The 26,094-nt window shown below is 74.4% G+C and carries 25 protein-coding genes; 15 read left to right on the top strand and 10 right to left on the bottom strand.

Going from position 1 to position 26,094, the window contains the following annotated elements; all coding sequences use genetic code 11:
• Positions 1-33: 33 nt before the first annotated feature.
• Entirely contained in the window at positions 34-771 is a 738-nt protein-coding gene (locus tag ACY0MR_RS07190) for a MerR family transcriptional regulator (RefSeq protein WP_388795785.1), read from the bottom strand.
• A 128-nt stretch (positions 772-899) separates the two neighbouring features.
• On the opposite strand from ACY0MR_RS07190, the gene ACY0MR_RS07185 reads away from it, so the two are divergent.
• Positions 900-1,382 carry a macro domain-containing protein gene (locus ACY0MR_RS07185; RefSeq protein ID WP_473559837.1) on the top strand — a complete coding sequence of 161 codons (483 nt, stop codon included), beginning with the start codon at positions 900-902 and terminating at the stop codon, positions 1,380-1,382.
• 94 nt (positions 1,383-1,476) lie between these two features.
• Positions 1,477-1,998, top strand: a complete 522-nt coding sequence (locus ACY0MR_RS07180; RefSeq protein ID WP_392204773.1) for a hypothetical protein — start codon at positions 1,477-1,479, stop codon at positions 1,996-1,998.
• 39 nt (positions 1,999-2,037) lie between these two features.
• Here ACY0MR_RS07180 and sph read toward each other — a convergent pair whose 3' ends face one another.
• Positions 2,038-3,042, bottom strand: a complete 1,005-nt coding sequence (sph, locus tag ACY0MR_RS07175) for a sphingomyelin phosphodiesterase (RefSeq protein WP_473559834.1) — start codon at positions 3,040-3,042, stop codon at positions 2,038-2,040.
• Positions 3,043-3,200: 158 nt separating this feature from the next.
• Between sph and ACY0MR_RS07170 the strand changes: the two genes are divergently transcribed.
• Together ACY0MR_RS07170 and ACY0MR_RS07165 are read left to right on the top strand one after the other, a co-directional pair.
• Positions 3,201-3,689, top strand: a complete 489-nt coding sequence (locus ACY0MR_RS07170; RefSeq protein ID WP_361852339.1) for a F0F1 ATP synthase subunit B family protein — start codon at positions 3,201-3,203, stop codon at positions 3,687-3,689.
• 99 nt (positions 3,690-3,788) lie between these two features.
• Positions 3,789-4,670, top strand: coding sequence for an oxygenase MpaB family protein (locus tag ACY0MR_RS07165; RefSeq protein ID WP_392864046.1), 882 nt, complete (start codon positions 3,789-3,791; stop codon positions 4,668-4,670).
• 400 nt (positions 4,671-5,070) lie between these two features.
• Here the strand turns inward: ACY0MR_RS07165 and ACY0MR_RS07160 are convergent, their stop codons facing one another.
• Positions 5,071-6,612, bottom strand: coding sequence for a M1 family metallopeptidase (locus ACY0MR_RS07160; RefSeq protein ID WP_392864045.1), 1,542 nt, complete (start codon positions 6,610-6,612; stop codon positions 5,071-5,073).
• 225 nt (positions 6,613-6,837) lie between these two features.
• Here ACY0MR_RS07160 and ACY0MR_RS07155 point away from each other — a divergent pair, with 225 nt between their 5' ends.
• From ACY0MR_RS07155 to ACY0MR_RS07145, 3 genes are all read left to right on the top strand, one after another.
• Positions 6,838-8,937 (top strand): Xaa-Pro dipeptidyl-peptidase, encoded by a 2,100-nt coding sequence (locus ACY0MR_RS07155; RefSeq protein WP_473559832.1) that lies wholly within the window; start codon positions 6,838-6,840, stop codon positions 8,935-8,937.
• Positions 8,938-8,956: 19 nt separating this feature from the next.
• Complete coding sequence (locus tag ACY0MR_RS07150) at positions 8,957-10,264, top strand: M14 family metallopeptidase (protein WP_473559830.1); 1,308 nt, start codon at positions 8,957-8,959, stop codon at positions 10,262-10,264.
• Positions 10,265-10,358: 94 nt separating this feature from the next.
• Positions 10,359-10,685, top strand: coding sequence for a hypothetical protein (locus ACY0MR_RS07145; protein ID WP_473559828.1), 327 nt, complete (start codon positions 10,359-10,361; stop codon positions 10,683-10,685).
• An 85-nt stretch (positions 10,686-10,770) separates the two neighbouring features.
• Here the strand turns inward: ACY0MR_RS07145 and ACY0MR_RS07140 are convergent, their stop codons facing one another.
• A complete protein-coding gene (locus ACY0MR_RS07140) occupies positions 10,771-11,727 on the bottom strand; it encodes an FAD-dependent oxidoreductase (RefSeq protein ID WP_361852357.1) in 957 nt (318 codons plus the stop codon).
• Between the two features lie 82 nt (positions 11,728-11,809).
• Between ACY0MR_RS07140 and ACY0MR_RS07135 the strand changes: the two genes are divergently transcribed.
• Genes ACY0MR_RS07135 through ACY0MR_RS07120 form a run of 4 tightly spaced genes read left to right on the top strand, consistent with a single transcriptional unit; the run spans position 11,810 to position 15,289 of the window.
• Positions 11,810-12,448 carry a hypothetical protein gene (locus ACY0MR_RS07135; protein WP_473559826.1) on the top strand — a complete coding sequence of 213 codons (639 nt, stop codon included), beginning with the start codon at positions 11,810-11,812 and terminating at the stop codon, positions 12,446-12,448.
• 42 nt (positions 12,449-12,490) lie between these two features.
• On the top strand, positions 12,491-14,128 hold the full coding sequence (locus ACY0MR_RS07130) for an ABC-F family ATP-binding cassette domain-containing protein (RefSeq protein WP_388795751.1): 1,638 nt from the start codon (positions 12,491-12,493) through the stop codon (positions 14,126-14,128).
• 34 nt (positions 14,129-14,162) lie between these two features.
• Positions 14,163-14,891, top strand: coding sequence for a 2-phosphosulfolactate phosphatase (locus ACY0MR_RS07125; protein WP_388795748.1), 729 nt, complete (start codon positions 14,163-14,165; stop codon positions 14,889-14,891).
• A complete protein-coding gene (locus ACY0MR_RS07120) occupies positions 14,888-15,289 on the top strand; it encodes a hypothetical protein (RefSeq protein ID WP_361863777.1) in 402 nt (133 codons plus the stop codon). Before ACY0MR_RS07125 ends, ACY0MR_RS07120 begins: the two co-directional genes overlap by 4 nt.
• A 107-nt stretch (positions 15,290-15,396) precedes the next feature.
• On the opposite strand, the gene ACY0MR_RS07115 is transcribed toward ACY0MR_RS07120, so the two are convergent.
• Together ACY0MR_RS07115 and ACY0MR_RS07110 are read right to left on the bottom strand one after the other, a co-directional pair.
• A complete protein-coding gene (locus tag ACY0MR_RS07115) occupies positions 15,397-17,847 on the bottom strand; it encodes a Tex family protein (RefSeq protein ID WP_473559823.1) in 2,451 nt (816 codons plus the stop codon).
• 120 nt (positions 17,848-17,967) lie between these two features.
• The gene (locus ACY0MR_RS07110) at positions 17,968-18,837 is read right to left on the bottom strand and encodes an SCO6745 family protein (RefSeq protein ID WP_388795741.1); all 870 of its coding nucleotides are present in this window, start codon (positions 18,835-18,837) and stop codon (positions 17,968-17,970) included.
• Positions 18,838-19,011: 174 nt separating this feature from the next.
• Between ACY0MR_RS07110 and ACY0MR_RS07105 the strand changes: the two genes are divergently transcribed.
• Positions 19,012-19,983 (top strand): GlxA family transcriptional regulator, encoded by a 972-nt coding sequence (locus ACY0MR_RS07105; protein WP_361857551.1) that lies wholly within the window; start codon positions 19,012-19,014, stop codon positions 19,981-19,983.
• Between the two features lie 65 nt (positions 19,984-20,048).
• Positions 20,049-20,693, top strand: coding sequence for a DJ-1/PfpI family protein (locus ACY0MR_RS07100; RefSeq protein WP_392204759.1), 645 nt, complete (start codon positions 20,049-20,051; stop codon positions 20,691-20,693).
• Positions 20,694-20,792: 99 nt separating this feature from the next.
• Here ACY0MR_RS07100 and ACY0MR_RS07095 read toward each other — a convergent pair whose 3' ends face one another.
• Complete coding sequence (locus ACY0MR_RS07095; protein ID WP_388795733.1) at positions 20,793-21,536, bottom strand: enoyl-CoA hydratase/isomerase family protein; 744 nt, start codon at positions 21,534-21,536, stop codon at positions 20,793-20,795.
• 66 nt (positions 21,537-21,602) lie between these two features.
• Between ACY0MR_RS07095 and ACY0MR_RS07090 the strand changes: the two genes are divergently transcribed.
• The gene (locus ACY0MR_RS07090; protein WP_473559820.1) at positions 21,603-22,265 is read left to right on the top strand and encodes an HdeD family acid-resistance protein; all 663 of its coding nucleotides are present in this window, start codon (positions 21,603-21,605) and stop codon (positions 22,263-22,265) included.
• A 94-nt stretch (positions 22,266-22,359) separates the two neighbouring features.
• A complete protein-coding gene (locus ACY0MR_RS07085) occupies positions 22,360-22,917 on the top strand; it encodes an ATP-binding protein (protein WP_388795727.1) in 558 nt (185 codons plus the stop codon).
• Here the strand turns inward: ACY0MR_RS07085 and idi are convergent.
• The 3 genes from idi to ACY0MR_RS07070 form a co-directional block, all read right to left on the bottom strand.
• Positions 22,883-23,503 (bottom strand): isopentenyl-diphosphate Delta-isomerase, encoded by a 621-nt coding sequence (gene idi / locus ACY0MR_RS07080; protein WP_388795724.1) that lies wholly within the window; start codon positions 23,501-23,503, stop codon positions 22,883-22,885. The genes ACY0MR_RS07085 and idi overlap by 35 nt on opposite strands.
• Positions 23,504-23,655: 152 nt before the next feature.
• Positions 23,656-24,903: a bifunctional class I SAM-dependent methyltransferase/N-acetyltransferase gene (locus ACY0MR_RS07075; RefSeq protein WP_473559817.1), complete on the bottom strand. Its 1,248-nt coding sequence runs from the start codon at positions 24,901-24,903 to the stop codon at positions 23,656-23,658.
• Between the two features lie 195 nt (positions 24,904-25,098).
• On the bottom strand, positions 25,099-26,040 hold the full coding sequence (locus ACY0MR_RS07070; protein WP_388795718.1) for a cation diffusion facilitator family transporter: 942 nt from the start codon (positions 26,038-26,040) through the stop codon (positions 25,099-25,101).
• Positions 26,041-26,094 lie beyond the last annotated feature (54 nt).

Below are 26,094 nucleotides of genomic sequence, written 5' to 3'. Positions count from 1 at the left end.
GCCCCCGGGGGGCCGGCGCCCGGCCGGCTCCCCTCACCGGCGTCCGAACGCCGCCCGCAGCTCCTCGCTCAGCGAGCGCTGGAAGGCCGTGAGGAGGGCCTGGACCACCATCGGCTGCATGTGGGCCGAGAGCGACCTCATCGCGCTCAGGTGGTCCGGGTCCTCGCCGCTCTCCCGGTACGGGCTCCACACCTCGTCCCGGAACAGCCGGGAGAGCTCCTGCGCCGCGGCGCGCGCGTGCTCCAGGAGGACCGTGCGGGAGGCGAGGATCGTCTCGTGCTCGATGGGCACGTCGAGCAGCTCGACGCCGAGCCGGAGCAGCGACCCGTCGAGCCGGAAGGTGTCCTGGTCGGCGGTCCGGTCGAGCACGCCCATCGCGGCGAGCCGGTCCACGTCCGTCTCCGTCAGCTCCCGGCCGGCCCGCCGCTCCAGCTCCCGCCGGGTGGTGGACTCGGCGGACTCCGGCGCCCACGAGGCAACCAGCGCCCGGTGGATCGCCAGGTCCTGGGCGCTGAGATCGGCCGGCAGCTGCTCCAGGTACCGCTCGATCGCGGCCAGCGTCATCCCCTGCCGCTGGAGCTCCTCGATCAGCGCGAGCCGCGACAGATGGCCCTGCCCGTAGTGCCCGACGCGCCGCGCCCCGATGACGGGCGGCGGGAGGAGACCGCGGGTCCCGTAGAACCGCACGGTCCGCACCGTGACGCCGGCCCGCGCGGCCAGCTCGTCGACGGTGTAGCTGGCCCCGCCCTCCGCGTCGCTCCCGACGTCCATCCGAGCCGCCTCGCTTCCGCTCCCCTGCCGAATCCGGCCGCTGAGGCCGACCGGGACAGTATTGCTGTCTCACCAGAGCTGTAAAAGACCGTCGGGCGTTGTCGGTGCCGGGTCGTAGCGTGATCGTCATGAACGGGATCAGCTACGTCCGGGGGGACGCGACCGCACCGCAGGGCAAGGGCGTCAAGATCGTCGCGCACGTCGTCAACGATCTCGGCGGCTGGGGCAAGGGCTTCGTCCTGGCGGTCTCACGCCGCTGGACGGAGCCGGAGACGGCCTACCGCCGATGGCACCGCGAGCGGGCGCGCAACGACTTCGGTCTCGGCGCGGCGCAGTTCGTGCGGGTCGAGCGGTACGTCTGGGTGGCCAACCTGGTGGGCCAGCGGGGGATGCGGACCGGGCGCAGCACCGGGGTGCCCGTGCGGTACGAGGCGATCGACGCCGGTCTCGGGCTGCTGGCCGGGCGCGCGGAGGAGCTGGGGGCCTCCGTCCACATGCCGCGGATCGGCTGCGGGCTGGCCGGCGGGACGTGGGAGCGGGTCGAGCCGCTCGTGGTCCGGCGGCTGGTGGAGCGGGGGATAGCGGTCACCGTGTACGACTTCGGCGCGTAACGGGCGGCGGGCCGGGGCTGTGGCGCGGGGTGTCGGTCCCGGCGGCTAGAGTCTGCGGCTGTTCGAACTGGGGGAACGGGAACAGGGGAGTCAGATGTACACGCAACTCAGGGAGACGGCCGATCAGTTGGCCGGAGTCCTGTGGCGGGAGCACACCGTCTACCGGGAGCGGGGCGGCGGTGTGGTGATCCGGGGCGAGCACGTGCGCCGCTGGATAAGCCTGGGTCCGACCGGGGGCAAGGACCAGGCGCTGCTGCGTGCCGGGCGGCTCCTCGACGGGGGCACCACCGCGCCCGCCCGCACCGAGGTCGTCGTCGACCTGACGGCCGGGACGGCCGAGCTCGCGGCGGTCTGCCGCCGGATGCTCGCCGAGGTCGCGGCGGTCGCCGAGCCCGCCGCCGCGCAGCCGGCGCGTGCGGGGCGCACGGCCGGCTCCGGGAAGCAGGGCAGGCCGGGCAGGCAGCGGAAGCCGGGCCGCGCGGCCCGCACCGCACGCCCCGGCCGCCCGCGCAGGGAGCGGCACACGAGCCTCGGCTCCTTCGTGGTGCTGCTCTGTGTCGCCGGGGTGCTGGGCGCCTGGCTGTACAGCCTCTTCGGCGGCGGGTACGGGTACTGAGCGCCCCGCGCCCGCCGTCGTCGAGCGGTCGGCCGGGGCTCAGAAACCGGTGACCGGGTAGTGGTCGCTCAGGTTGGTGTACGTGTAGCTCGTGCCCCAGCTGGAGACCGTCCAGGGCGCGCTCTTCTCCAGGACCACGTGGTTGGTCCAGTTCGCCGGCCGGGCGTTGCCCGAGCGGTAGAGGACGTGGTCGAGGTCCTCGCGCGGGTCGTCCGGGTAGCGCTCGGAGGCGATCGAGTTCAGGTCGGTGTCGAAGGAGTACGGGTGGCCGGTGCGGGAGTCGGCCCCCGCCAGGCCCGCGTCGGCGAGCATCGTGCCGTACTCGGGGGTGTGCGAGTCGACGTTCATGTCGCCGGCGACGATCACCTGCTCGTTCGCCGGGATGTTCTTGGCGTCGAGGAAGGCGTCGATCGCCTTGAACTGGCGGCTGCGCATCTGCGCCGCCTCGCCCGCCGCGCAGCCCGGGTCGGTGGACTGGGCGTGGGTGCCGAGCACGTGCACCCGGCTGCCGTTCACGTCGAGCACCGCGTAGGCGAAGCCCTTGTTCGACCACCAGTCGGCGCCGCACGCGTCCTTGTAGACGTGCTGCTCCTTGCGGATGATCGGCCACTTGCTGAGGATCGTCACCCCGCCGTCCTCGGGGGTGGTCGCGGAGTAGGAGCCGCCGGTGGCGTCCCAGCCGCTCTTGCTGCGGCCCACGACCGGCGTCTGGTACGGGTACCGGCCGGCGGAGTTCGCCTTGAGGGCGTCCGAGGCGGCGTTGTCGAAGGCCTCCTGGATCACGACCACGTCCTGCCCCTGGTACCAGGGGGCGGCCGGGATCGCCTTGGCCCGGTGGTCCTGCCCCCAGTTCGGGTACAGCGTCTTCGAGAAGAGGAACGCGTTGTACGTGAGCACCTTCAGGTGCGGGGCCTCGGCGGCCGCTCCGGCGGAGGCGGCGGACGCACCCGGGGCGGTCACGGCCAGGGTGGCCGCGGCGAGGGCCAGGGACAGGGCGGCGCCGGGGGCGCGGCGGAGCGCGGCGAACGACACAGGAACTCCCATGAGGGTGTGGGGGGTTGTGCTGGCGCGGCACATACAATCAGCCGGAGTTACCTTCCGGTAGCCTTTGGATGCCGGGAATCTGGCCGAGCCCGCACGAACACGACAACTCTCGCCGGGTAGCCCGAATTGTCGCTTTTTCTAGCAGGTAGAATGCGCGCATGACCCTCGCTTCGAACTCGACCGTCTTCAAGATGGACCTCGGTCCGCTCAACCCTGTCTGGGCGGAGCTCATCCTCGGCCTCGTGCTGTTCGCCCTCACCTTCCTCATCCTGGCGAAGGGCATCCTGCCGAAGATCCGGCGCACGCTCGACGAGCGCGAGGACGCCATCGACGGCGGCACCGGGCGCGCCGACGACCTGCGCGCCGAGGCCACGCAGATCCGCGAGCAGTACGAGGCCGAGCTGGCCGAGGCCCGCCACGAGGCGGCCCGTATCCGCGCCAAGGCCGTCGAGGAGGGCTCGGTCGCCATCGCCGCCGCCCGTGCCGAGGGCAACACCGAGCGCGAGTCGATCATCGCCGCCGGTTCCGCGAAGATCGCCGAGGAGCGCGCCGCCGCCGAGCGCGAGCTCAACGCCGACGTCGACGCCTGGGCCCACGCCCTCGCCGCCCGCATCGTCGGCGAGCCGGTCGGCGCCGACCGCGGCTGACCCGTACTCCCCGGAAGGGGCCGTCACCAGGGGCCGAGACGCCCGGGTGACGGCCCCTTCGTCGTGGGTGCAGCCTGGAGTGTGAGGAGAGAGAGCCCCATGGAATCCCAGAAGTCCGCCGACCGGGTCACCGGCGCCGATCCGGCGCCGCCGCCCGTCGGGGGCGTGCTGTGGAGCGTCGCGGGTGACGTCCGCGCGCTCCTGATGCTTCCCGCCGCCCTCACGATGCAGGTCGCCCACCCCGCCATCGGTGCCGGCGTCGACGCCCACTCGGTCTTCCGCACCGACCCCTGGGGCCGCGGCGAGCGCTCCCTGCGCTCGCTCCAGCTGTGGATCTACGGAGGCGAGGACGCCGCGCGCGAGGGGCGCCGGCTCCGCCGGCTGCACCGCGACATCCAGGGCACGGACACCCGCGGCCGCCGGTACCACGCGCTGACGCCCGCCTACTACGCCTGGGTCCACGCGACCGGCTTCCCCGTCTACACCCACGGCCTCCGCCTCCTCGCCCGGCCCCTCACCGAGGCGCAGGAGCGGCAGCTGTACACCGAGTGGCTCCAGGTCGGCCGGATCCTCGGCATCCACGACCGGGACATGCCGCAGACGATCGAGGAGTTCTGGCCGTACTACCGGAAGGTCCTCGCGGACGAGCTGGAGGCGACCGTCGTCGTCCGGGAGCTGCTCGACCCCGGGCAGCCCGTGCCCGCCCCCGACCGCGGGCCGCTGCCGCTCCGGCTCGCGCTCAGGCTGCTTTGGCCGCTCCTGCGCCGCCCGTTCCTGCGGCTGCGCGCCTTCCTCACCGTCGGCCTGATGCCGCCGGACGCCCGGGCGGCCATCGGGCTCACCTGGACGGACGGACAGGAGCGGACGCTGCGCCGCTTCGCGCGGGTGGTCCGCTGGGTGGTCCCGGTCCTGCCGGAGCGACTGCGCTACCTGCCGCTGGCCCGGAAGGCCCGCGCGACCGCACGCCGAGCCGGACACTGACATCCGCCCGGGGCCGCCCCGCCGCACGAACGGCCCCGAGCCGACCGGCCCGGCACGAATACTGACCCGGCGCGGACCGCCCCGGCACAGGGACGGGCTCTGCACGGGGACGGGCTCCGCACCCGGACGGCCCCGCACGGAGGCGGGCGCCGACGAAAGCAGGCCTCGCACAGAGCCGGGACCCGCACAGAGCCGGGACCCGCACAGAGCCGGGACCCGCACAGAACCGGGACCCGCACAGAACCGGGACCCGCACAGAACCGGGACCCGCACAGAACCGGGACCCGCACAGAACCGATACGAGCCCCGCACGAAGCCGGCCCCGCGCCGAGACGGGCCCCGCGTGGAGGCGGGGCCGTCTCGGTGACCCGGGTTCCTGCGGACCGGATCACCGCACCGCTCAGTGGTCGCCGTGCCGCCCCGACTCGTGGACCGAGTTCGTCGCCGCGATCTTCTTCCACGACTTCGGCTGGGCCGGCTTCGGCGCCGCCGCGGCCCGGGCGGCCGGGGCGCCCGACGCCGGCGCGGCCAGGCCGGCCGCCGCCGCGGTCGACGCGGACGGCTTCGACGGCTCGTACAGCCAGGTGTCGAAGAGCTCGGCCAGCGGCTTGCCGGAGACCTTCTCCGCGTACCGCACGAAGTCGGCCACCCGCGCGTTGCCGTGGGCGAACTTCTGCGGCCAGCCCTTCAGGATCGCGAAGAAGTCCTCGTCGCCGATCTCGTTGCGCAGGGCCTGGAGGGCCAGCGCGCCCCGGTCGTAGACCGCGATGTGGAACTGGTTCTCCGGGCCGGGGTCGCCCGGCTTCACCGTCCAGAACGGGTCCTCGGCGGTCCGGATCGCGTAGACGTAGTCCGCCAGCTCCTGGGCCGTGCCCTCGCCCTCCTTCTCCGACCACAGCCACTGGCTGTAGCGGGCGAAGCCCTCGTTGACCCAGATGTCCTTCCAGTCCCGGACCGACACGCTGTCGCCGTACCACTGGTGCGCCAGCTCGTGGACGACCACCGACACGTTCGCGCCGTTGGCGAACTGCCGCGGGCTGTAGAACGGCCGGGTCTGGGTCTCCAGGGCGAAGCCGCTGGTCACGTTCGGCACGTAGCCGCCGAGGGCGTTGAAGGGGTACGGCCCGAAGACCCCCTCCAGCCACTCCGCGACCTCGGTCGTCCGCTCGATCGAGGCGCGGGCGGCGCCGTCGTTGTCGCCGAGGTCCTTGCTGTACGCGTTGAGGACCGGCAGCCCGTTCGCGGTCCGGTCCGTCGTGATGTCGAACTTCCCGACGGCGAGCGTGGCCAGGTACGTCGCCTGCGGCTTGTTCGAGCGCCAGTTGTAGCGGGTCCAGCCGAGCCGCGAGGACTGCGACTGCAGCACGCCGTTGCTGATGGCCTGGGTGCCGTCCGGGACGGCGACGGAGACGTCGAAGGTCGCCTTGTCCAGCGGGTGGTCGTTGGAGGGGAACCACCAGGCCGCCGAGTCCGGCTCCTGCGCGGCGACGCCGCCGTCCGGGGTCCGGGCCCAGGCCGTCCAGCCGTCGATCTTCACCTCGGAGGGCTTGCCCGCGTAGCGGACGACGATCGAGAGCGGCTTGTTCTTCTCCAGCGGGGCCGCCGGGGTGACCTCCAGCTCGTGCGAGCCCGAGGCGGCGAACGTCGCCACCCGGCCGTTGACCCGGACCTCACTGACCTTCAGGCCGAGGTCGAGGTTGAACCGGGACAGGTTCTGCCTGGTGGTGGCGACGATGGTCGCCGTGCCCTCCAGGAGGTCGGTGGCGGGCTGGTAGGTCAGACGCAGGTCGTAGTGGGAGACGTCGTAGCCGCCGTTGCCACTGGTGGGGTAGTAGGAGTCGCCGATGCCCGGGGCCCCGGGGGCGAAGTCGGCCGCCGATGCCGGGATCGCCAGCAGCAGGGAGGCCGCGAGGGCGCTCGGAACGATGATTCTGCGGTGCACGGGTGCTCCCCAAGTCATAAGAAACGTAAGACGCGCGGGTGGGCGTCGGTCCTTAGCCAGGACACTATTCAGGGCCCCGACGCACCGTCACGTCCAGAGGACCCGCTGTCACACGATCGCCATTCGGCCGACATGAACCCGTCCGCCTCCGGAATCGACCCGAATCACGCCCGATCCCCTCCGGCACTCTTTTGCACGGGAGTTGACCGGGGTACGTTCCCGCCCATGCCGATGCGAACGCGGAGAACCCGCGGAGCCCGACTGCCGTACGGAACGCTGGTGACCGCCGCCACGGCCGCCCTGCTCGCGACCCTGGTCACGCCGGCCGGCGCCCGTCCGGAACCCGCCGCGCCGGCCGCGGCCGCCGGACCCGCGATGGCCGCCGGACCCGCGACGGCCTCCGGACCCGCGACGGCCTCCGGCTCCGCCGGCCGCCCCGCCCGGGAGTCCCGGCCCGTCCACTCGTACGCCGACGCCGTCCGCGAGTCCGTCTGGGTCGACACCGGGCTCGACGGCGACGGCGACGGGCGCGCGGACCGGGTCGCCGTCGACATCGTCCGCCCCCGCGAGCCCGCCGCGGCCGGCCGCAGGATCCCGGTCATCATGGACGCCAGCCCGTACTACGCCTGCTGCGGACGCGGCAACGAGAGCCAGAAGAAGACCTACGACGCCGAGGGGAACCCCGTCGGCCTCCCGCTGTTCTACGACAACTTCTTCGTCCCCCGCGGCTACGCCTTCGCCGCCGTCGACCTCGCCGGCACCAACCGCTCCGACGGCTGCGACGACGTCGGCGGACGCTCCGACGTCCAGTCGGCCAAGGCCGTCGTCGACTGGCTGAACGGCCGCGCCCGGGGCTACACCACCCGTACGGGCGACACCCCGTCCCGGGCCACCACCTGGAGCACCGGCGACGTCGGCATGATCGGCAAGAGCTGGGACGGCACCATCGCCAGCGGCGTCGCCGCCACCGGCGTCGAAGGGCTGAAAACGATCGTTCCGATCGGCGCCATCTCCTCCTGGTACGACTACTTCCACTCCCAGGGCGCCCCCCTGTACGACTCCGACCCGAGCTGGCTCTCCGACTACGTCAACAGCCCCGCGGCGCGGGCCCGCTGCGGCGCCGTCCAGGACCGCATCACCGCCGGCACCCCGTACAGCGGCGACCGCACGCCCGCCTGGACCGAGCGCGACCACGTCAGGAACGCCGCCAAGGTCAAGGCCAGCGTCTTCGTCGTCCACGGGCAGCAGGACCTCAACGTGCGCGCCGGCCAGTTCGGCCGCTGGTGGGACGCCCTCGGCGCCCACGGCGTCGAGCGGAAGATCTGGCTCTCCCAGACCGGCCACGTCGACCCCTTCGACTTCCGGCGCGCCGAGTGGGTCCGCACCCTGCACCGCTGGTTCGACCACCACCTCCTCGGCTACGACAACGGCGTCGACCGCGAACCCGTCGCCGACATCGAGCGCGCCCCGGACCGGTGGACCACCGACCGCCAGTGGCCGCCGCGCACCACCGTCCCCACCACCGTGCGCCCCGCCCCGGGCGCGGCCCCCGGGCCCGGCGTCCTCGGCCGCACCCCGGCCGCCCCCGGCTCCACCGCGACCTTCACCGACGACCCGGGCCTGGGCGAGCTCGACTGGGCGGCCCGGATCGACACCGCGACCCCCGAGAAGGCCGGGTTCGTCACCCGCCCCCTCTCCCGGGACCTGAGGATCGCCGGCTCCTCCCAGGTGACGGTCACCGCCGTCCCGACCACCGCCACCGCCCACCTCACCGCCGTCCTGGTGGACCTCGGCCCGGACACGATCCGGGACTACGGCGCCGCCGGCGAGGGCATCACCACCCGCGCCGACCGCACCTGCTGGGGCGCGAGCACCGCAGGGGACAGCGCCTGCTACCGGGAGACCGAGGCCCACACGGTGGACGTCCGGCACACCGTGGTCAGCCGGGGCTGGGCCGACCTCGGCACCTGGGCCGACCCGGGCAGGGAACGCCCGCTGACCCCCGGCCGGGCGTACACGATGACCCTGGACCTCGCCGCCGCCGACCACGTCGTGCCGGCCGGGCACCGCCTCGCCCTGATCGTCGGCGGCACGGACAAGGACCTCCTCGACCCTCCGTCGACGACCCCGACCCTGACCCTCGACCTCGCCCGCACGTCCGCCCGGCTGCCGCTGGTCGGCGGTGCCGGGGCCTTCGCCCTGGCCACCTCCGGACCGCACCCGGCCGCGCCGTCGCCGCACCCCGCCGGCCCCGCACGGCGGGACGCCGCACCGCCGGCCGCCGTCACCGGCCCGCGCCTGCCCGGAACGGGAGACGCCCGATGAACCGAACGGGAGACGCCCGATGAACCCCCTCAGCGGACACCGGAGTTCCCGGCGCGCTCTGCTCCTCGCCGTGGGCGCCGCGCTCCTCGCGCTGCCGCTCGTCACCGTTCCCGCGAAGGCGGCCGGCAGCGCGCCCGTACAGCCGCCGCCGCGCACCGGATTCGAGACGAGCAACGGGGCCCGGTGGACCTCCGAGGCGGAGGAGCGCGACTTCCTCGCGGCCGTGGACCGCGCGAGCGCCCGTCTTTCGGTGCGGGTCGTCGGCACCACCGCCCAGGGCCGCCCGCTCCGGCTCGCCACCCTCGGCACCGGGCGCACCACCGTGCTGCTGGTCTGCAGCCAGCACGGCGACGAGCCGGCCGGCCGGGAGGCCTGCCTCCGCACGGTGCGCGACCTCGCCACCGACAGGGACCAGGAGACCCGGCGCTTCCTCGCCCGGACGACCCTCCTGGTCGTCCCCACCGCCAACCCCGACGGACGGGAGGCCGACACCCGGGGCAACGCCGACGGCGTCGACGTCAACCGCGACCACATCGCCCTGCGCACCGCCGAGGCGCGCGCGGTCGCCGCCGTCATCCGCGACCGGCGGCCCGAACTCGTCTACGACCTCCACGAGTACGGAGCCACGCCCCGCTACTACGACAAGGACCTGCTCGCCCTCTGGCCGCGCAGCCTCGACGCCGATCCGCACGTCCACGACGAGTCGCGGACCCTCTCCGAGGCGTACGTCCGGCCCGCCGCCGGGCTCGCCGGGTACAGCAGCGGCGTCTACGGCATCTGGACCGACCCCCTCACCGGCAAGCCGCTCAAGCAGGTCGCCGGCGACGGACAGGAGCGGATCCTGCGGAACACCGCCGGGATCAAGCACTCCGTGGGCCTGCTCGTGGAGACCCGGGTGGACGCCTTCGACGAGGCCGAGCAGAACGACCCCGCGCGCAACCACCGGCGCCGCGTCGCCACCCAGCACGCCGCCCTGGAGGGCGCCTTCGCCTACCTCGACGAGCGGCGCGGACCGCTCACGGCCGCCACCGCCGCGGCCCGGCGCGCCGGCTACGCCGACCGGGGCCCGGTCTTCCTCGGCGGCGCCGACAACGACCCGCCGGAGCCGGCGGAGATCCTGGCCGATCCGCCCTGCGGCTACCGGTTGTCCGCCGCCCAGTACGCCGAGGCGGGCGACGAACTCGCCCTGCACGGCGTCGCCGTACGGCCGGAGGGCGCGGGCGCCTTCGTCCCGCTCGCGCAGTCGCGGCGCGCGCTCGTCCCGCTGCTCCTCGACGGCCGGGCCACCTATCACCTCGTCAGTGGGAGCCCTGTGGAGGAGTGTTGACGATCACGTGCCCGGGGGGTCGGGGTGGCGGGATTTCGTCGTTTGCCGAGGTAAAGTTACCGCCTGGTACTGACCATGCCTCGAACAGGTCCCCATGGCCTGGAAGTTGGAGAACACCATGCGCACCACCACGACGGCACGTCGCGCCCTGACGTCGCTGCTCGCCACGACGCTGCTCGCCGGCGGCGTCCTGCTCGGCCAGACGATCACCGCCGAGCCGGCGGCCGCGGCCAAGATGACCTGCAACGTCACCCAGCTGCGGCACGACGCGGCGAAGGAGCGCAACCGTGCCGCGCAGCTCCGCGGCCTCGGCGCCCACGCGGAGGCCCGCAAGGCCAGCGCCCGCGCCGACGCCCTGGAGACCCGCGCCCGCCAGTGCGAGGACGCCGACAACCACAGCAAGCCGCCGCTCTGGAAGTAGCGGGCGCACACCGGGGGAACGATCCGGTGAGCAAACACGGGGCGGGTGCGGTCCGACGGGACCGGGCCCGCCCCGTGCCCGTTCCTCAGGCCCCGGCCAGCTCCGCCGCCCGCTCCGCGCAGCCCCAGGCCACCGTCACCCCCGCGCCCCCGTGCCCGTAGTGGTGCACCAGCCGGCCGCCTCCCGGCAGCGGCACCGCCTCGATCCGGACCCCGCCCGCACGCGCCGGCCGCAGACCCACCCGGTGCCCGAGCACCCGCGCCCCCGCGATCTCCGGCCGCACCCGCGCGCACCGCGCCACGATCGCCGCCGCCGTCGCCGGATCGGGCTCCGTCCGCTCGTCGCCCTCCTCGGCCGTCCCGCCCAGGACCAGCCGGCCCGGCTGCGGGAAGAAGTACGTCGTCTCGCCGGCCCCCGCGTCCGCGGCGGTGAACCACTCCTCGATCCCCGGGTTCTCCACCAGCACCAACTGCCCCCGCACCGGGCGCAGCGCGGGATCCGGCACGAGCTCCCGCGCCGCCGCCCCTGTGCAGTCGACGACCACCCGCGCCGCGGCCGCCGCCTCGGCGAAGCCGGTGACCGTACGCCGCTCGAAGACCCCGCCCGCCGCCTCGAACCGGCGCAGCAGCCACCCCAGATGCACCGGCATGTCGATCAGCGGCAACCGCGCCGCGAGACCCGTGCCGTACGGACCCGGCACCTCCTCGGGCGCCAGCGGGCGAAGCCCCGGCACCTCCCGCGCCCAGGGCCCGAGACCCTCCAGGGTGGTGTCCGCGTGGACCCCGTCCACCCACCGCACGCCGGTGCGCCCCGGATCGGCGGCCAGCTCCCCGTACACCCGCAGCGAGGCCAACGCCCAGGCGCCCGCCTGTTCCTCGGGCTCGATCCGGTACGGCCACCAGAGCGCCCCCGCCACCGCCGAGGTCGTCGCCGTCACCTCGTCCCGCGACCAGACCCGGACCCGAAGGCCGCGCTCCGCCAGCGTCACCGCGGTCGTCAGACCGACGACCCCGCCACCCACCACGATCACGTCGCTCTCCATGCCGGGGACCGTACCGGGACCGGGACATTTCCGGGACGGACCAGCCATGGAACGCGGACCCCCGCCGCGGAATGCTGGACGCATGCCGGCCGTGTACACGACTCTCGACCTCGCCCCCGCCGCCCTCCCGGACGGCGGTGGCGTCCCTTCCCGGACCCCGGTCCGGCCCCGCCCCCGCCCCGAGGACCTCGACCTCGTCGTCGACGGCCGGTCGCTGCTCCACCGGCTCGACGGGGCCGAGGGCGCCGACACGGTCTCGCCGCTGGCCGGCGACCTGCCGCCGGCCCTCCGCGCCGAGCACGTCCGCGCCCTCCTCGCCCCGGACGCCGACGGCGGTCCCGCGGCCGCGCTCCCGGGCGGCCGCCGGGTGGTCTACTCCTGCCCCGACTGCGAGGACCTCGGCTGCGGAGCCGTCACCGCCGTCGTCGAGCACGACGGCGAGGACGTCGTCTGGCGCGACTTCGCCTGGCAGACGGGCACCTCGGTGGACCTGGAGCGCGAGGGGTACCCCGGCGTCGGCCCGTACCGCTTCGACCGGACGACCCGCCGGACCGTCCTGCGGCGCCTCGGGACCGGGCCCGCGGCGGCCGACTCCCGGCCCCGGCCCGCGACCGGCCCCGGGCCCGTCCCCGCGGCCGGCCTCCCCTCCGGACCCCGCACGACCCCGCGCGCCGCCCCTGTCACCGGCCCCCGCGCGGTGCCCGCCGTCCCGCACCCCTGAGCGGCCGGGCCGGATTCCGGGTCGCCTAGGATTCGTACCCTGATGACTGCAACCCTCGTCGCCAAGGACCTCGCCGCCGGCCACGGCGAACGCACCCTCTTCGCCGGCCTCGACCTCGTCGTCGCCCCCGGCGACGTCATCGGCCTCGTCGGCGTCAACGGCGCCGGCAAGTCGACCCTGCTGAGGCTGCTCGCCGGGCTCGACACCCCCGAGGAGGGCGAGCTCAGGCTCTCGCCGCCCACTGCCTCCGTCGGCCACCTCCCGCAGGAGCCCGAGCGGCGCGCGGGCGAGACCGTGCGGGAGTTCCTCGCCCGGCGCACCGGCGTCGCCGCCGCCCAGACGGCGATGGACGAGGCCACCCAGGGCCTCGTCGACGGCACCCCGGGCGCCGACGACGCGTACGCGACCACCCTGGAGCGCTGGCTGAACCTGGGCGGCGCCGACCTGGACGAGCGCGCCGACGAGGTCGCCGACTCGCTCGGCCTCACCGTCGGACTCGACCAGCCGATGACCTCCCTCTCCGGCGGCCAGGCCGCCCGCGCCGGCCTCGCCTCGCTCCTGCTCTCCCGCTACGACGTCTTCCTGCTCGACGAGCCCACCAACGACCTCGACCTCGACGGTCTGGAGCGCCTCGAAGGGTTCGTGAAGGGGCTCCGCGCCGGCACGGTCGTCATCAGCCACGACCGCGAGTTCCTCACCCGCACGGTCACCAAGGTCCTCGAACTCGACCTCGCCCAGCAGCAGATCACCCTGTACGGCGGCGGCTACGAGGCCTACCTGGAGGAGCGGGACCGGGCCCGGCGGCACGCCCGCGAGGACTACGAGGAGTACGCCGGCAAGAAGGCCGCCCTCGAAGCCCGCGGCCACATGCAGCGCTCCTGGATGGACAAGGGCGTCAAGAACGCCCGCCGCAAGGCCACCGACGGCGACAAGCTCGGACGCAACGCGCGCAGCGAGGCCAGTGAGAAGCAGGCCGCGAAGGCCCGCCAGACCCAGCGCATGATCGAGCGCCTCGACGTCGTCGACGAGCCCCGCAAGGAGTGGGAGCTCCGCATGGAGATCGCCGCCGCGCCCCGCTCCGGCTCGGTCGTCGCCACGCTTCGCGAGGCCGAGGTGCGCCGCGGCGACTTCGCCTTCGGCCCCGTCACCCTCCAGATCGACTGGGCCGACCGGGTCGCCGTCACCGGGGCAAACGGCGCCGGGAAGTCGACCCTGCTCGCGGCCCTGCTCGGCCGGCTGCCGCTGGACTCCGGGGACGCGGTCCTCGGCTCGGGCGTCGTCGTCGGCGAGGTCGACCAGGCCCGCCGGCTCTTCCACGGCACGGAGACGCTCCTGGAGGCGTTCTGCGCAGCCGTGCCCGACACCGAGCCCGCCGAGGTCCGCACCCTGCTGGCGAAGTTCGGCCTCAAGGCCGTCCACGTGATGCGGCCCGCGACCACGCTCTCCCCGGGGGAGCGGACCCGCGCCGCGCTTGCGCTGCTCCAGGGCCGGGGCGTGAACCTGCTCGTCCTCGACGAGCCGACGAACCACCTCGACCTGCCGGCCATCGAGCAGCTGGAGTCCGCGCTCGACACGTACACCGGCACCCTGCTGCTCGTCACCCACGACCGGCGGATGCTCGACGCGGTCCGCACCACGCGGCGCATCGAGGTCGCCGACGGCAAGGCCACCGAGCTCTGATGCCGACCTCGCACCCGGCGGACCGGGGCCCGCGGTGACGGTCTCGTTCGGCTGGGGGCCCGTCGAAGCACGGGTCCTCGGCCCCTCGGCCGCCTGCGTGGTCGTCGTCGACGTCCTCTCCTTCACCACCGCCGTGGGCGTCGCCGTCGAGGCCGGCACGGCCGTCCACCCGTACCGGTGGCGGGACGCGACGGCCGCCGCCCACGCGCGCGCGGTCGGCGCGACCCTCGCCGTGGGGCGCCGCGAGGCCACCCCCGACCACCCGTGGACGCTCTCCCCGGCGGCCCTCCGCGCCGCACCGGCGCCGGCGCGGCTCGTCCTGCCCTCGCCGAACGGCTCCACCATCGCCGCGGAGGCCGCGGGCGCGACCGTCGTCGCCGCCTCGCTGCGCAACCACACGGCGGTCGCCCGCTGGCTCGCCGAACGGGGGTACGGCTCCGCCGAACGCCCGGTCGCGGTCGTCGCGGCCGGCGAGCGGTGGCCGGACGGTTCGCTGCGTCCGGCGCTGGAGGACCTGCTCGGCGCGGGCGCCGTCCTCGCCGGGCTGCGGGCCGCCGGCCCGCACCTCCTCACCCCGGAGGCGACCGCGGCGGCCGTGCTGTGGTCGGCCACCGAGGACCCGGTCGCCGCCTTGCAGGGCTGTGACTCGGGTCGTGAACTGTACGAGTACGGCTTTCCGCAGGACGTGGCCGTGGCCGCCGAGACCGACAGCTCGACGACCGTCCCCGTGCTCGTGGACGGCGCATTCCAGGAGGCACCATGACCGACCTACTGACCCGGCTGACCGAGATGCTGGACGACCTCGACTCCGACGTGGACGAGACGATCGACCTCGCCGACGAGATCGCCGCCTCGGGCGACGCCGGGCTGCTGCCGCGCCTCCAGGCGGAGCTCGACCGCGCCCTCGCCGAGCGCAACGCCTACGCCCGCGAGCTGCTGGGCGGCGTCCTCGCGGCGATCGGCGGCCCGGAGACCCTCCCGGCCCTGATCCGGGCCTCCGCGGTCGACCTCGGCGACGACCAGGACGGTCTGGCCACCGAGATCGTCGACCTGGTCCAGGCCGACCCGAAGACGGCCCGGGACCTCCTCCAGCCGCTGACGGGGGACGACGACCTCTCCGTCGCCCACCGCGCCGACTGGGCCCTCCGCTTCCTGCCGTAGGGCCCGCGGGCCGGCCGCCGCCCGGCGGGAGTGTCCCGTCGGGCCGCCCGGGAGACGCCCCCTCCGGCCCGGGCGGGCCGGCGGGGACGCTCCCGGTGAGGGCTCCGTCAGCGGCGCTTCCCGCCGCCCTCGCCCAGCAGCCCCGCCTTGCGGAGGGCGTCGGCCATCGCGCTGTTCGCGGGCGCGGGCGCGGACGACCGGTCCCGGCCGCCCCGCTCCGACTGCCCACCGCGGCCGCCCTGGCCGCCCTGCCCGTTCCGGCCGCCCTGGCCCCCGCGCTCGGACCGGCGACCGCCGCCGCCACCGCCCTGCCGCTGCTGCGGCGGACGTCCGCCCCGGTCGCCGCGCTCGCGCCCGGACCCGCCGTCGCCCGCGGCCGCCCCGGGCTCGTCGTCGAGCCGCAGGGTCAGCGAGATCCGCTTGCGCGGGATGTCGACGTCGAGCACCTTCACCTTCACCACGTCGCCGGGCTTCACCACGTCGCGCGGGTCCTTGACGAAGGTCTTCGACATCGCGGAGACGTGCACCAGGCCGTCCTGGTGCACACCGATGTCCACGAACGCCCCGAAGGCCGCCACATTGGTGACGACGCCCTCCAGGACCATGCCGGACGCCAGGTCGCCGATCTTCTCGACGCCCTCCGCGAAGGTCGCCGTCCGGAACGCCGGACGCGGGTCGCGGCCCGGCTTCTCCAGCTCGCGGAGGATGTCCGTCACGGTGGGCAGACCGAAGGTCTCGTCGACGAAGTCGTCGGCCCGCAGCGAGCGCAGCGTCCCCGTGTCGCCGATGAGCGCCGCGACCTCGCCGCCGGTCGCCTTCACCATCCGGCGCACCACCGGGTAGGCCTCCGGGTGCACGGAGGAGGAGTCGAGCGGGTCGTCGCCGCCCCGGATGCGCAGGAAGCCCGCGCACTGCTCGTACGCCTTCGGGCCGAGGCGGGCCACGTCCTTCAGTGCCCGCCGGGAGCGGAACGGGCCGTTGGTGTCCCGGTGCGCCACGATGTTCTCCGCGAGGCCCGAGCTGATGCCCGAGACCCGGGAGAGCAGCGGCGCGGAAGCGGTGTTGACGTCGACCCCGACACCGTTCACACAGTCCTCGACGACCGCGTCGAGCGAGCGCGAGAGCTTCACCTCGGCCAGGTCGTGCTGGTACTGGCCGACGCCGATGGACTTCGGGTCGATCTTCACCAGCTCCGCGAGCGGGTCCTGGAGCCGCCGCGCGATGGAGACCGCGCCCCGCAACGACACGTCGAGGCCCGGCAGTTCCTGCGAGGCGAACGCCGACGCCGAGTAGACCGAGGCGCCCGCCTCCGAGACCATCACCTTCGTCAGCTTCAACTCGGGGTGCTTGGCGAGGAGTTCGGCCGCCAGCTTGTCGGTCTCGCGGGAGGCCGTGCCGTTGCCGATGGCGACCAGCTCGACCGCGTGCTCCCGGGCGAGGCGGGCCAGCCGCTCCAGCGCCTGGTCCCACTTGTTCGCCGGCACGTGGGGGTGGATCGTGTCGGTGGCGACGACCTTGCCGGTCGCGTCGACCACGGCGACCTTCACGCCGGTGCGGAAGCCCGGGTCGAGGCCGAGCGTCGCCCGCGTGCCGGCCGGGGCGGCGAGCAGCAGGTCGCGCAGGTTGGTGGCGAAGACCCGGACCGCCTCGTCCTCGGCGGCCGTCCGCAGCCGCAGCCGCAGATCGATCCCGAGGTGGACGAGGATGCGGGTCCGCCAGGCCCAGCGGACCGTGTCCTGGAGCCACTTGTCGCCGGGGCGCCCGCGGTCGGCCACCCCGAAGCGGTGCGCGACGATCCCCTCGTACGAGGAGGGGCCGGGGGTCTCGGAGGGCTCCTCCGGCTCCAGGTCGAGGCTGAGCACGTCCTCCTTCTCGCCGCGCAGCATGGCGAGCACCCGGTGCGAGGGCAGGGCGGTGAAGGGCTCGGCGAAGTCGAAGTAGTCGGCGAACTTCGATCCGGCCTCCTCCTGCCCCTCGCGCACCTTCGCCACCAGCCGGCCCCGGCCCCACATGCGCTCGCGCAGGTCGCCGATGAGGTCGGCGTCCTCGGAGAACGTCTCGGCGAGGATCGCCCGCGCGCCCTCCAGGGCCGCCGCGGCGTCGGCGACGCCCTTGTCCGCGTCCACGAAGGCGGCGGCGGCCGCGGCGGGCTCCACGGTCGGGTCGGCCAGCAGCCCCTCCGCCAGCGGCCCCAGACCGGCCTCGCGGGCGATCTGCGCCTTCGTCCGGCGCTTCGGCTTGAAGGGCAGGTAGATGTCCTCCAGGCGCGCCTTGGTGTCGGCCGCCCGGATGCGGGCCTCCAGCTCCTCGGTCAGCTTCCCCTGCTCGCGTACCGAGTCGAGGATCGCCGACCGGCGGTCCTCCAGCTCGCGCAGGTAGCGCAGCCGCTCCTCCAGGGTGCGGAGCTGCGCGTCGTCGAGCATCTCCGTCGCTTCCTTGCGGTAGCGGGCGATGAACGGCACGGTCGAACCGCCGTCGAGCAGCTCGACGGCTGCCTTCACCTGTCGCTCGCGTACGCCGAGCTCCTCGGCGATCCTTGCTTCGATGGACGTCGTCACGGTGTCCCGACTCGCCTTCTCGTGCCTGCAGCTTGCGAGTGCATTGTGCCGGGTCGGTCACCCGTACGCGGTAACCGGCCCGTTCCGCGCGCGTCCCCGGGCGCCGGCGGGGTCCCGCGGTCAGCCCTTGCCGACGAGGTCGGCCGGGAAGGCGCCCGCGCCGGCGGCCGTGACCAGGAAGCCGCGTCCCAGCTCGGTGAGCCGCTCGACCCCGGCGGCCCCGAGGTGCTCGTACGGGGCGGTGTCGAGCCGGTCCGTGTGCTCCTCCAGCGCGGCGCGGAGGGCGGTGCCCGCCTCGGTCAGCTCCCCCTCGGCGTCCAGCAGCCCGCGCCCGCGCAGCCGCTCCGCCGCGGCCTCCCAGTCGCCGCGCCGCCAGCCCCGGGAGCCGAGCACCCAGCGCGGGGTCATGCCCTTGCCCGTGGCGGTGTGCGAGACGAGGGCCTCGACGGGGTCGAGGCCGGCCGAGAGCAGGGCCGCGAGGTGGCCGTCGCCCCGGTGCTCGCGCAGCAGCGTGGCGGCGTGCCAGTAGGCGAGGTGGGGCTCCTCGGGCACCGGGAGGTCCGCGTGGGCCGAGTAGAGCGGCCGGGCGTGCCGGGTGCATGCCTCGGCGGCGCGCAGGGCGAGCTCCGCGGCCTCGGCCATCTCGGCGGACGCGACGGTCTCCTCGCCGAGCAGTCGCCGCAGCGTGGCGTCGGCGCTCCGCAGCCGTGCCTCCAGGACCCGGGCGGGGGAGGCGATGTCCCAGACGGCCGGGAGGTGCCGGGCGAGCAGCTCGTGGTTGTAGTTGTAGAAGGCCGCGGCGACCGTGCCGGGACCGACCGCGCCGAGGGCGGCGCTGCGCGCGGCCAGCCGCATCGAGGCCGGGTCGGTGAAGCCCAGCGCACCGAACTCGCGGTCCAGGTCGGGTGAGAAGAAGAGCGTCGAGTGCAGCGGGTTGAGGGCGTTGTGGCAGCGGCGTCCCGCGCGGGGCGGCAGAGCAGTCGTCGTCATGCCCGAAGGTTACCGACTGGTCGGTACGACGGGAACCGCCGCGACGGCCCGGGCTCCCCGGAGCCCGGCCGCTCCGGCCCCGGTGACGGGCCGCGGCCCGGGTCCGCGGGCGATGGCAGGAAAGGTGGGGTCGGCGTCGTTGCGGCCGTCCCCGCCCCCTCCCAGGATGGAGTCATGACGCAGCGACCCGTCCTCGTCGTCCTCTTCGACGGCGTGCAGAGCCTCGACGTCACCGGCCCCTACGAGGTGTTCGCCGGTGCCGGACGCGCCGCCGGAGACCCGGGGGCGTACCCGATCCGCACCGCCTCCCTGGACGGCGGACCCGTCCGCAGCCAGAGCGGACTGCGTCTCCTCCCCGACACCACCCTCGCCGGGGCGGTCGCCGGGGGAGCGCCGCACACCCTGGTCGTCCCCGGCGGGGAGGGCACCCGGGAGCCCGATCCGGCGCTGATCGACTGGCTGCGCACCCACGCCCCCGGCGCCGCCCGGCTCGTCTCCGTCTGCACGGGCGCCCTGCTCCTCGCCGAGGCCGGGCTCCTCGACGGACACCGGGCGACGACCCACTGGGTGGCCTGCGACCACCTGGCCCGGTGCTACCCCGACGTCGAGGTGGACCCGGACCCCATCTTCGTCCGGGACGGGCGGCTCGCCACCTCCGCCGGCGTCACGGCCGGCATCGACCTGGCCCTCGCGCTGGTGGAGGAGGACCTCGGCCGGGACGTCGCGCTCACCGTCGCCCGGCACCTGGTCGTCTTCCTGCGCCGCCCCGGCAACCAGGCCCAGTTCAGTGTCCAGCTCGCGGCCCAGACCGCCCGCCGGGAACCGCTGCGCGACCTCCAGCAGTGGATCACCGAGCACCCCGGCGACGACCTCTCCGTGGAGGCCCTCGCCGCCCGGGCCCGGCTCTCGCCCCGCCACTTCGCCCGCGCCTTCCAGGCCGAGACGGGCACCACGCCCGGCCGGTACGTCGACCGGGTACGCCTCGAACACGCCCGCCGCCTCCTGGAGGAGACCTCCCGCGGCGTCGAGGAGGTCGCCCGCGCCTCGGGCTACGGCACGCCCGAGGCCATGCGCCGCGCCTTCACCCGGTCCCTCGGCACCGCGCCCGCCGACTACCGCCGCCGCTTCCACTCACCCGTCCGCTGACCCCGCGGCCGCCCCGGCCGCGATCCGCCGACCGACCCGCGCCCGTCCCACCGAAAGGCAGCACCGTGCAGATCGCCGTTCTGATCTACCAGGGCTTCACCACGCTCGACGCCGTCGGCCCGTACGAGCTCCTCGCCCGGCTCCCCGGCGCCGAGACCGTCTTCGTGGCCAAGGAGGCCGGCCCCGTCCGCAACGACCAGGGAACCCTCGCCCTCGTCGCCGACAAGACCCTCGCCGAGGTACCGCGCCCGGACATCGTCCTGGTCCCCGGCGGGCCCGACTCCCGCGCGGTCATGCACGACCCGGAGATCCAGGAGTGGCTGCGGACCGCCGACCGGACCAGCACCTGGACCACCTCCGTCTGCACCGGATCCCTGATCCTGGCCGCCGCCGGCGTGCTGGACGGCCGCCGGGCCACCACCCACTGGCTCGCCTTCGACGAGCTGAAGGCGCTGGGCGTGGAGACCACCGGCGAGCGGGTCGTCTTCGACGGCAAGTACGTCACCGCCGCCGGGGTCTCCTCGGGCATCGACATGGCGCTGCACCTGCTCGGCCGGATCGGCGGCGACGAGGCAGCGCAGACCATCCAGCTGCTCACCGAGTACGACCCGCAGCCGCCGTACGACGCGGGTTCCCCGGAGAAGGCCCCCGCGGAGATCGTCGCGCGCTGGCGCGGGGTGCGGACCGAGGACCTGCCCCAGGGGCGTTGAGCGGGGCCCCGGCCGCCGTGCGTCACGCGGGCCCGGCGGGGCCTCGCCCGGGCCTCGGCCGCCGGGCGCCAGGCGGGCCGAGCGCCGCCCCGGCCGGTCTCAGCCGCCGTACGTGAAGCGGGGCGGCCGGCGTTCCAGGAAGGCGGCGACACCCTCCGCGGTGTCGCCGCTGCCCCGTGCCTGCTCCGCCCAGTGGGCGTCACGGTCCAGGCGCCCGTCGGCGAACTCCTTGGCCGCCGCCTGGGTCAGCAGCGAGCGCGAGGCGAGGACCCGGGCGAACTCCGTGACCCGCTTGTCCAGCCCGCCCACCGGGTGCAGCTCGTCCACGAGGCCGGTCCGCAGTGCGCGCTCGGCGTCGATCAACTCCCCGGAGAACAGCAGGTACTTCGCGGTCGAGGGGCCCACCAGCGCGGTGAGCCGCCGGGTCGAGGACGAGGAGTAGACGATGCCGAGCTTCGACGGGGTGATCCCGAAGCGGGCGCCCTCCTCGGCGAACCGCAGGTCGCAGGCGGCGGCGAGCTGGCTGCCGCCGCCGACGCAGAAGCCCCGGACGGCCGCCAGCGTCGGCCGGGGGAACGCGGCGAGCGCCTCCTCGGCCCGTACCGCCAGCGCCTGCTGCTCGTCCCCGGACTCCCGGAGCGCCGAGATGTCGGCCCCGGCGCAGAAGGTGTCGCCCTCGCCGGTGAGGACCAGCACCCGGACGGCGGGGTCGGCGGCCAGCCGGTCCAGGACGCCCGGCAGCGCCCGCCACATCCCGGCGCTCATCGCGTTGCGCTTGGCGGGGTTGGCGATGACGACGGTGGCGATCCCGTCGGTGACGCTGTCCTTCAGCTGCGGCTCCATGGGCCGGATGCTATCCGCCGCACCCGAACGTACGATCAGGAAGGGGTCGTCCCGAGGAGGCAGCGCATGGCCAAGGACGCCCACGAGCCGGACGGGGCGACGGACCCCGTCCGCGAGATGGCCCGCGAGGGCAAGCGGCTCAACCGGAACTTCAGCTGGCTGGCGGTGCTCGGCGTCCTGCTGGTGATCGGCGGGGTCGTCGGCCTTGTCTACACCGGGCTCGCCACGCTGACCTCGATGCTGCTCTTCGGCTGGCTGCTGCTGATCGGCGGGGTCGTCGGACTCCTCCAGGCGATCCAGTCGCGCGGCACGAGCTACTTCTGGCTCGCCGTGGTGGTGGCCGCCCTGAACATCGCGGCCGGTGTCGTGGTCATCCGCCATCCGGAGGGCTCGGCCGAGGCGCTGACCATGTTCGCCGCGCTGCTCTTCCTCACCGGCGGCCTCTTCCGCCTGGTCGGCAGCGTGGTGGTCCGCGGCCCGCAGTTCGGCTGGACCCTGCTCCAGGGCGCCTTCGGGCTGCTGCTCGGCCTGCTCGTCCTGTTCGACTGGCCGGACAGCAGCCGGTACGTCCTCGGGGTCTTCTTCTCGCTCGCGCTGCTCTTCGACGGCCTCGGCCTGATCGCGATCGGGGTGGGCGGGCGACGGATCGTCAGTATGGTGACGCCGACGCCGGTGTCCAGCGCGCCCCCGGAGCAGTCAGAAAGCGCGCCCGATCAGTCGAACAACTGACATCGACATCCTCACCCGATCGGAAAGCGGCCGATACGTGTCGACTTCTGGTCAGTAGGTCGGTCCGCCTGCGCGGATTGCCAAGACTCGATCCGTGGCGAGAATCGAGCACGAGGGTGGGAACCGTACCGTGGAGGACCACGGAGGTGGCCCCGCCCGGCAACCGTCCTACGAAGGAGTCTGGCGCTTCACCGCTGCCGCGGTCGACGTCTCCGTCCCGCAGGCCCGGCACGCCGTACGCGACCTGCTGGTCCGCCAGGGCGTCCCCGTCCATGAGGAGATCATGGACGGCCTGCTGCTGATCGTCTCCGAGCTGGTGACCAACGCCGTGCGGCACGCGGCGCTGCTGTCCCCGGAGATAGCGGTGGAGGTGGCCATCGGGCCCGAGTGGATCCGGGTGTCCGTCGAGGACAACCATCCGTACCGCCCCAAGGCGCTGGAGGCGGACTACGGGCAGACGGGCGGCCGCGGGCTGCTCCTGGTCCGCGAGATCGCCCAGGAGTCTGGGGGCGCGTGCGACGTCGAGCACACCGCGAGCGGCGGCAAGATCATCTGGGCGGCGCTGCCCCTGGCCCCGATGGCACCGGGGCCGGGGGCGACGGTCCACCAGCCGGTCGTCACCAGCCCCCGGACGGACCCGTCAGTTCCCTGATCGCCGGACGCGCCGCGTCCAGAACCGTCATGAACCAGGCGGAGAAGGGCGCGGCGGCGTGGCGCTCGGCCAGCTCGCCCGCGGTGACGAACGCGGTGTCGTCGATCTCCTCCGGGTCCGGGCGCGGCGAGGCCTGCACCAGGCCGACGAAGAGGTGGTTGAACTCCTGCTCCACCAGGCCGGAGGCCGGGTCCGGGTGGTTGTACCGGACGGTGCCGGCCTCCGCGAGCAGGGTGGGCGAGACGCCCAGCTCCTCGAAGGTCCGCCGGGCGGCGGCCGCGAACGGCGCCTCGCCCGGGTAGGGGTGGCCGCAGCAGGTGTTCGACCAGACGCCGGGGGAGTGGTACTTCCCCAGGGCCCGGCGCTGGAGCAGCAGCCGGCCCGCCTCGTCGAAGAGGAAGACGGAGAAGGCGCGGTGCAGCAGCCCGGGCGCCTGGTGGGCGGCGAGCTTCTCCGCCGTACCGATGGTCGTCCCGTCCTCGTCGACCAGTTCGAGCATGATCGGCTCCGGGGCTTCGGACGGCTGGACACCGTTCGACATGATCTCCGGCGAGATCTGCGCCGCGGTGGCTGGTGTGGTCGGCATACCCATCCTTCGCTTCGGTCCTCGCCCCGGTGGGGCCACCTCAGTCTGCCGTACAAAAGCGGCTTGTCCGTACTTCGGCGGCCGGACGTGGCCGCTCCCGCCGCACCGGAGTACAGCCGGTGCGGCGGGAGCGGAGCGGCGTCACGGGGCGGCTAGACCCCGAAAGCCGCCGGATAGGCGATCGTGCCGTGCGGCACGGACGCGGACCCGTCCAGGACGAGCGCCATCATCGCCTCGTCCGGAACCTCGAAACCTGGCCGGATTCCATATGCGGACGCCCGTTCGAACCCGAACGTCGGGTAGTACTCCGGGTGCCCCAGGACGAGCACGAGCGACTCGCCGCGGAGCCGCGCCGCGTCGAGCAGCGCCCGGACGACGGCCTTGCCGGCCCCGGTCCGCTGGTGCTCGGGCGCCACCGCGACCGGAGCGAGCGCGGCCGCCGGAGCCCCGTCCACCCGGCAGCGGGTGAGCAGGGCGTGCGCCGCGATCGAGCCGTCCGGGGCCTCCGCCACGTACGACAGGCCGGGGAGCCAGGCGTCGGGGTCCCGCCGGAGGGCGTCGACCAGCTCGGCCTCCGCGTCCGAGCCGAAGGCGGCCGCCACCAGCGGCCGGATCAGCTCGGCCTCCCCGGCGGCCTCCGGGCGGGTCCGCCAGCGCGGATCGGCGGGCCGCAGGGCGAATCCCGCGTACCCGTAGTCAGAGCCGTGATCGCGCCGCATCGCGATCTCGGCGCGGGTCGCGGCCACCGCCCCGGCCATGCCGGGCAGCGAGAGGTCGGCCGCGTCGGCGCGCGCCCCGAGCGGACCGTAGTACTCGTCCCAGTCGCCCTCGGGCTGCAGGACGGTCCCGAGGACGTGGTAGCCGGCGTCGACCGCCGCGGCCGTGTTCGCCCGGAGGGTGCGGAGCGGATAGTGCTCGTCCCAGAAGGCGCGTGCCGCGGGGGCGGGCGCCTCGGTGGTCCACAGGCACTCGGTGAGCACCAGGGAGCCTCCCGGAGCGAGCAGCCTGCGCCACGCGTCGAGAGCCCGGTCGAAGCCGATCGAGTAGGCCGAGCTCTCCGCCCAGACCAGGTCGAAGGAGCCGTCGGGGAACGGCAGCGCGCCCATGTCGGCACGCAGGGTGCGGATCGCGCCGTCCAGCCCGCGGTCGGCGGCGGAGCGCCGCAGTTCCGCGAGGAACGGCTCGTGGAGGTCGACGGCGGTCACCTCGGCGCCCGCCTCGGCCGCCAGGAGCAGCGCGGAGCGACCGGGGCCGCAGCCCAGGTCGAGCACGCGCGGACGCTCGGGAAGCGGCCCGCAGAGCGAGAGGAGGCGACGCGTGGTGGCGTCGGAGCCGGGGCCCTGCCGCGGAAGGCCGTGGTGCAGGGCGAAGAAGGAGTCGCGTGAAGCGTTGTCGGACAACGTGGGAAACCCTTGGTGTGAGGGTCCCGGCCGACGACGTGACGTACCGGTGGGAACCGGGATCAGGTCAGCCGGAGACCCGGAGGCTGAGGAAGGACCGGGTGCTGCCGCTCGGGGCAGCCTCCATCGCGACGGTCATCAACCTCAGCTCCTCTCTCCACGCGTTCGTACGAAAAGACTAGCAGGGCGCCTTCCTCACAGGCACAGCCCGGCCTCGTGCTCGGCGTGCCCCGCGGGCTCCAGCTGGAAGGTGCAGTGCTCCACGTCGAAGTGCGAGCCCAGGCATCCCTGGAGCTGGTGCAGCATCTTCTCGTGCCCGACCGAGTCGAGCGCGTCCTGGTCCACCACCACGTGCGCCGAGAGCACCGGCATGCCCGAGGTGATCGTCCAGGCGTGCAGGTCGTGCACGTCCTCGACGCCCGGCAGGGCCAGGATGTGGGCCCGCACCTCCATCATGTCGACGCCCTTGGGGGCCGCCTCCAGGAGGACGTCCAGCGTCTCGCGGAGCAGCTTGACCGTCCGGGGGACGATCATCAGGCCGATCAGGACGGAGGCGATCGGGTCGGCGTACTGCCAGCCGGTCACGAGGATGACGCCGGCCGCGACGATCACCGTGACCGAGCCCAGCGCGTCCGCGAGCACCTCCAGGTACGCCCCGCGCACGTTCAGGCTGTCCTTCTGGCCCCGCATGAGCAGCGACAGCGAGACGATGTTCGCGACCAGGCCGATCGCCGCGACCGCGATCGCCAGGCCGCCCTTGGTCTCGGCCGGCTCGAAGAAGCGCTGGACCGCCTCGTAGAGCACGTAGCCGCCGACGCCGAGGAGCAGCAGGCAGTTGGCGAGCGCCGCGAGGATCTCGGCCCGGGCGAACCCGAAGGTGCGGTTCCCCGAGGGCGGCCGGTTGGCGAAGTGGATCGCCAGCAGCGCCATCGCGAGGCCGACCGCGTCGGTGGCCATGTGGGCCGCGTCCGCGATCAGCGCGAGCGAGTCGGAGAGCACTCCGCCGATGATTTCGATCACCATCACGGAGAGCGTGATGCCGAGCGCGACGCGCAACCGGTTCTTGTACGCGGCCCCGGCCGTACCCGTCGGCGCAGGGCCGCCGTGGTGATGCCCGTGGTCGTGTCCAGCCCCCATGACATGGCCTCCAGATCTCGGTTCGCAGGTGCCCCGAGTCGCAAGTCAACTACG

The organism is Streptomyces sp. JN8 (assembly GCF_055808075.1).
Note: the sequence above shows the minus strand (reverse complement) of the source record. Positions and strands in the feature narration are given on the sequence as shown.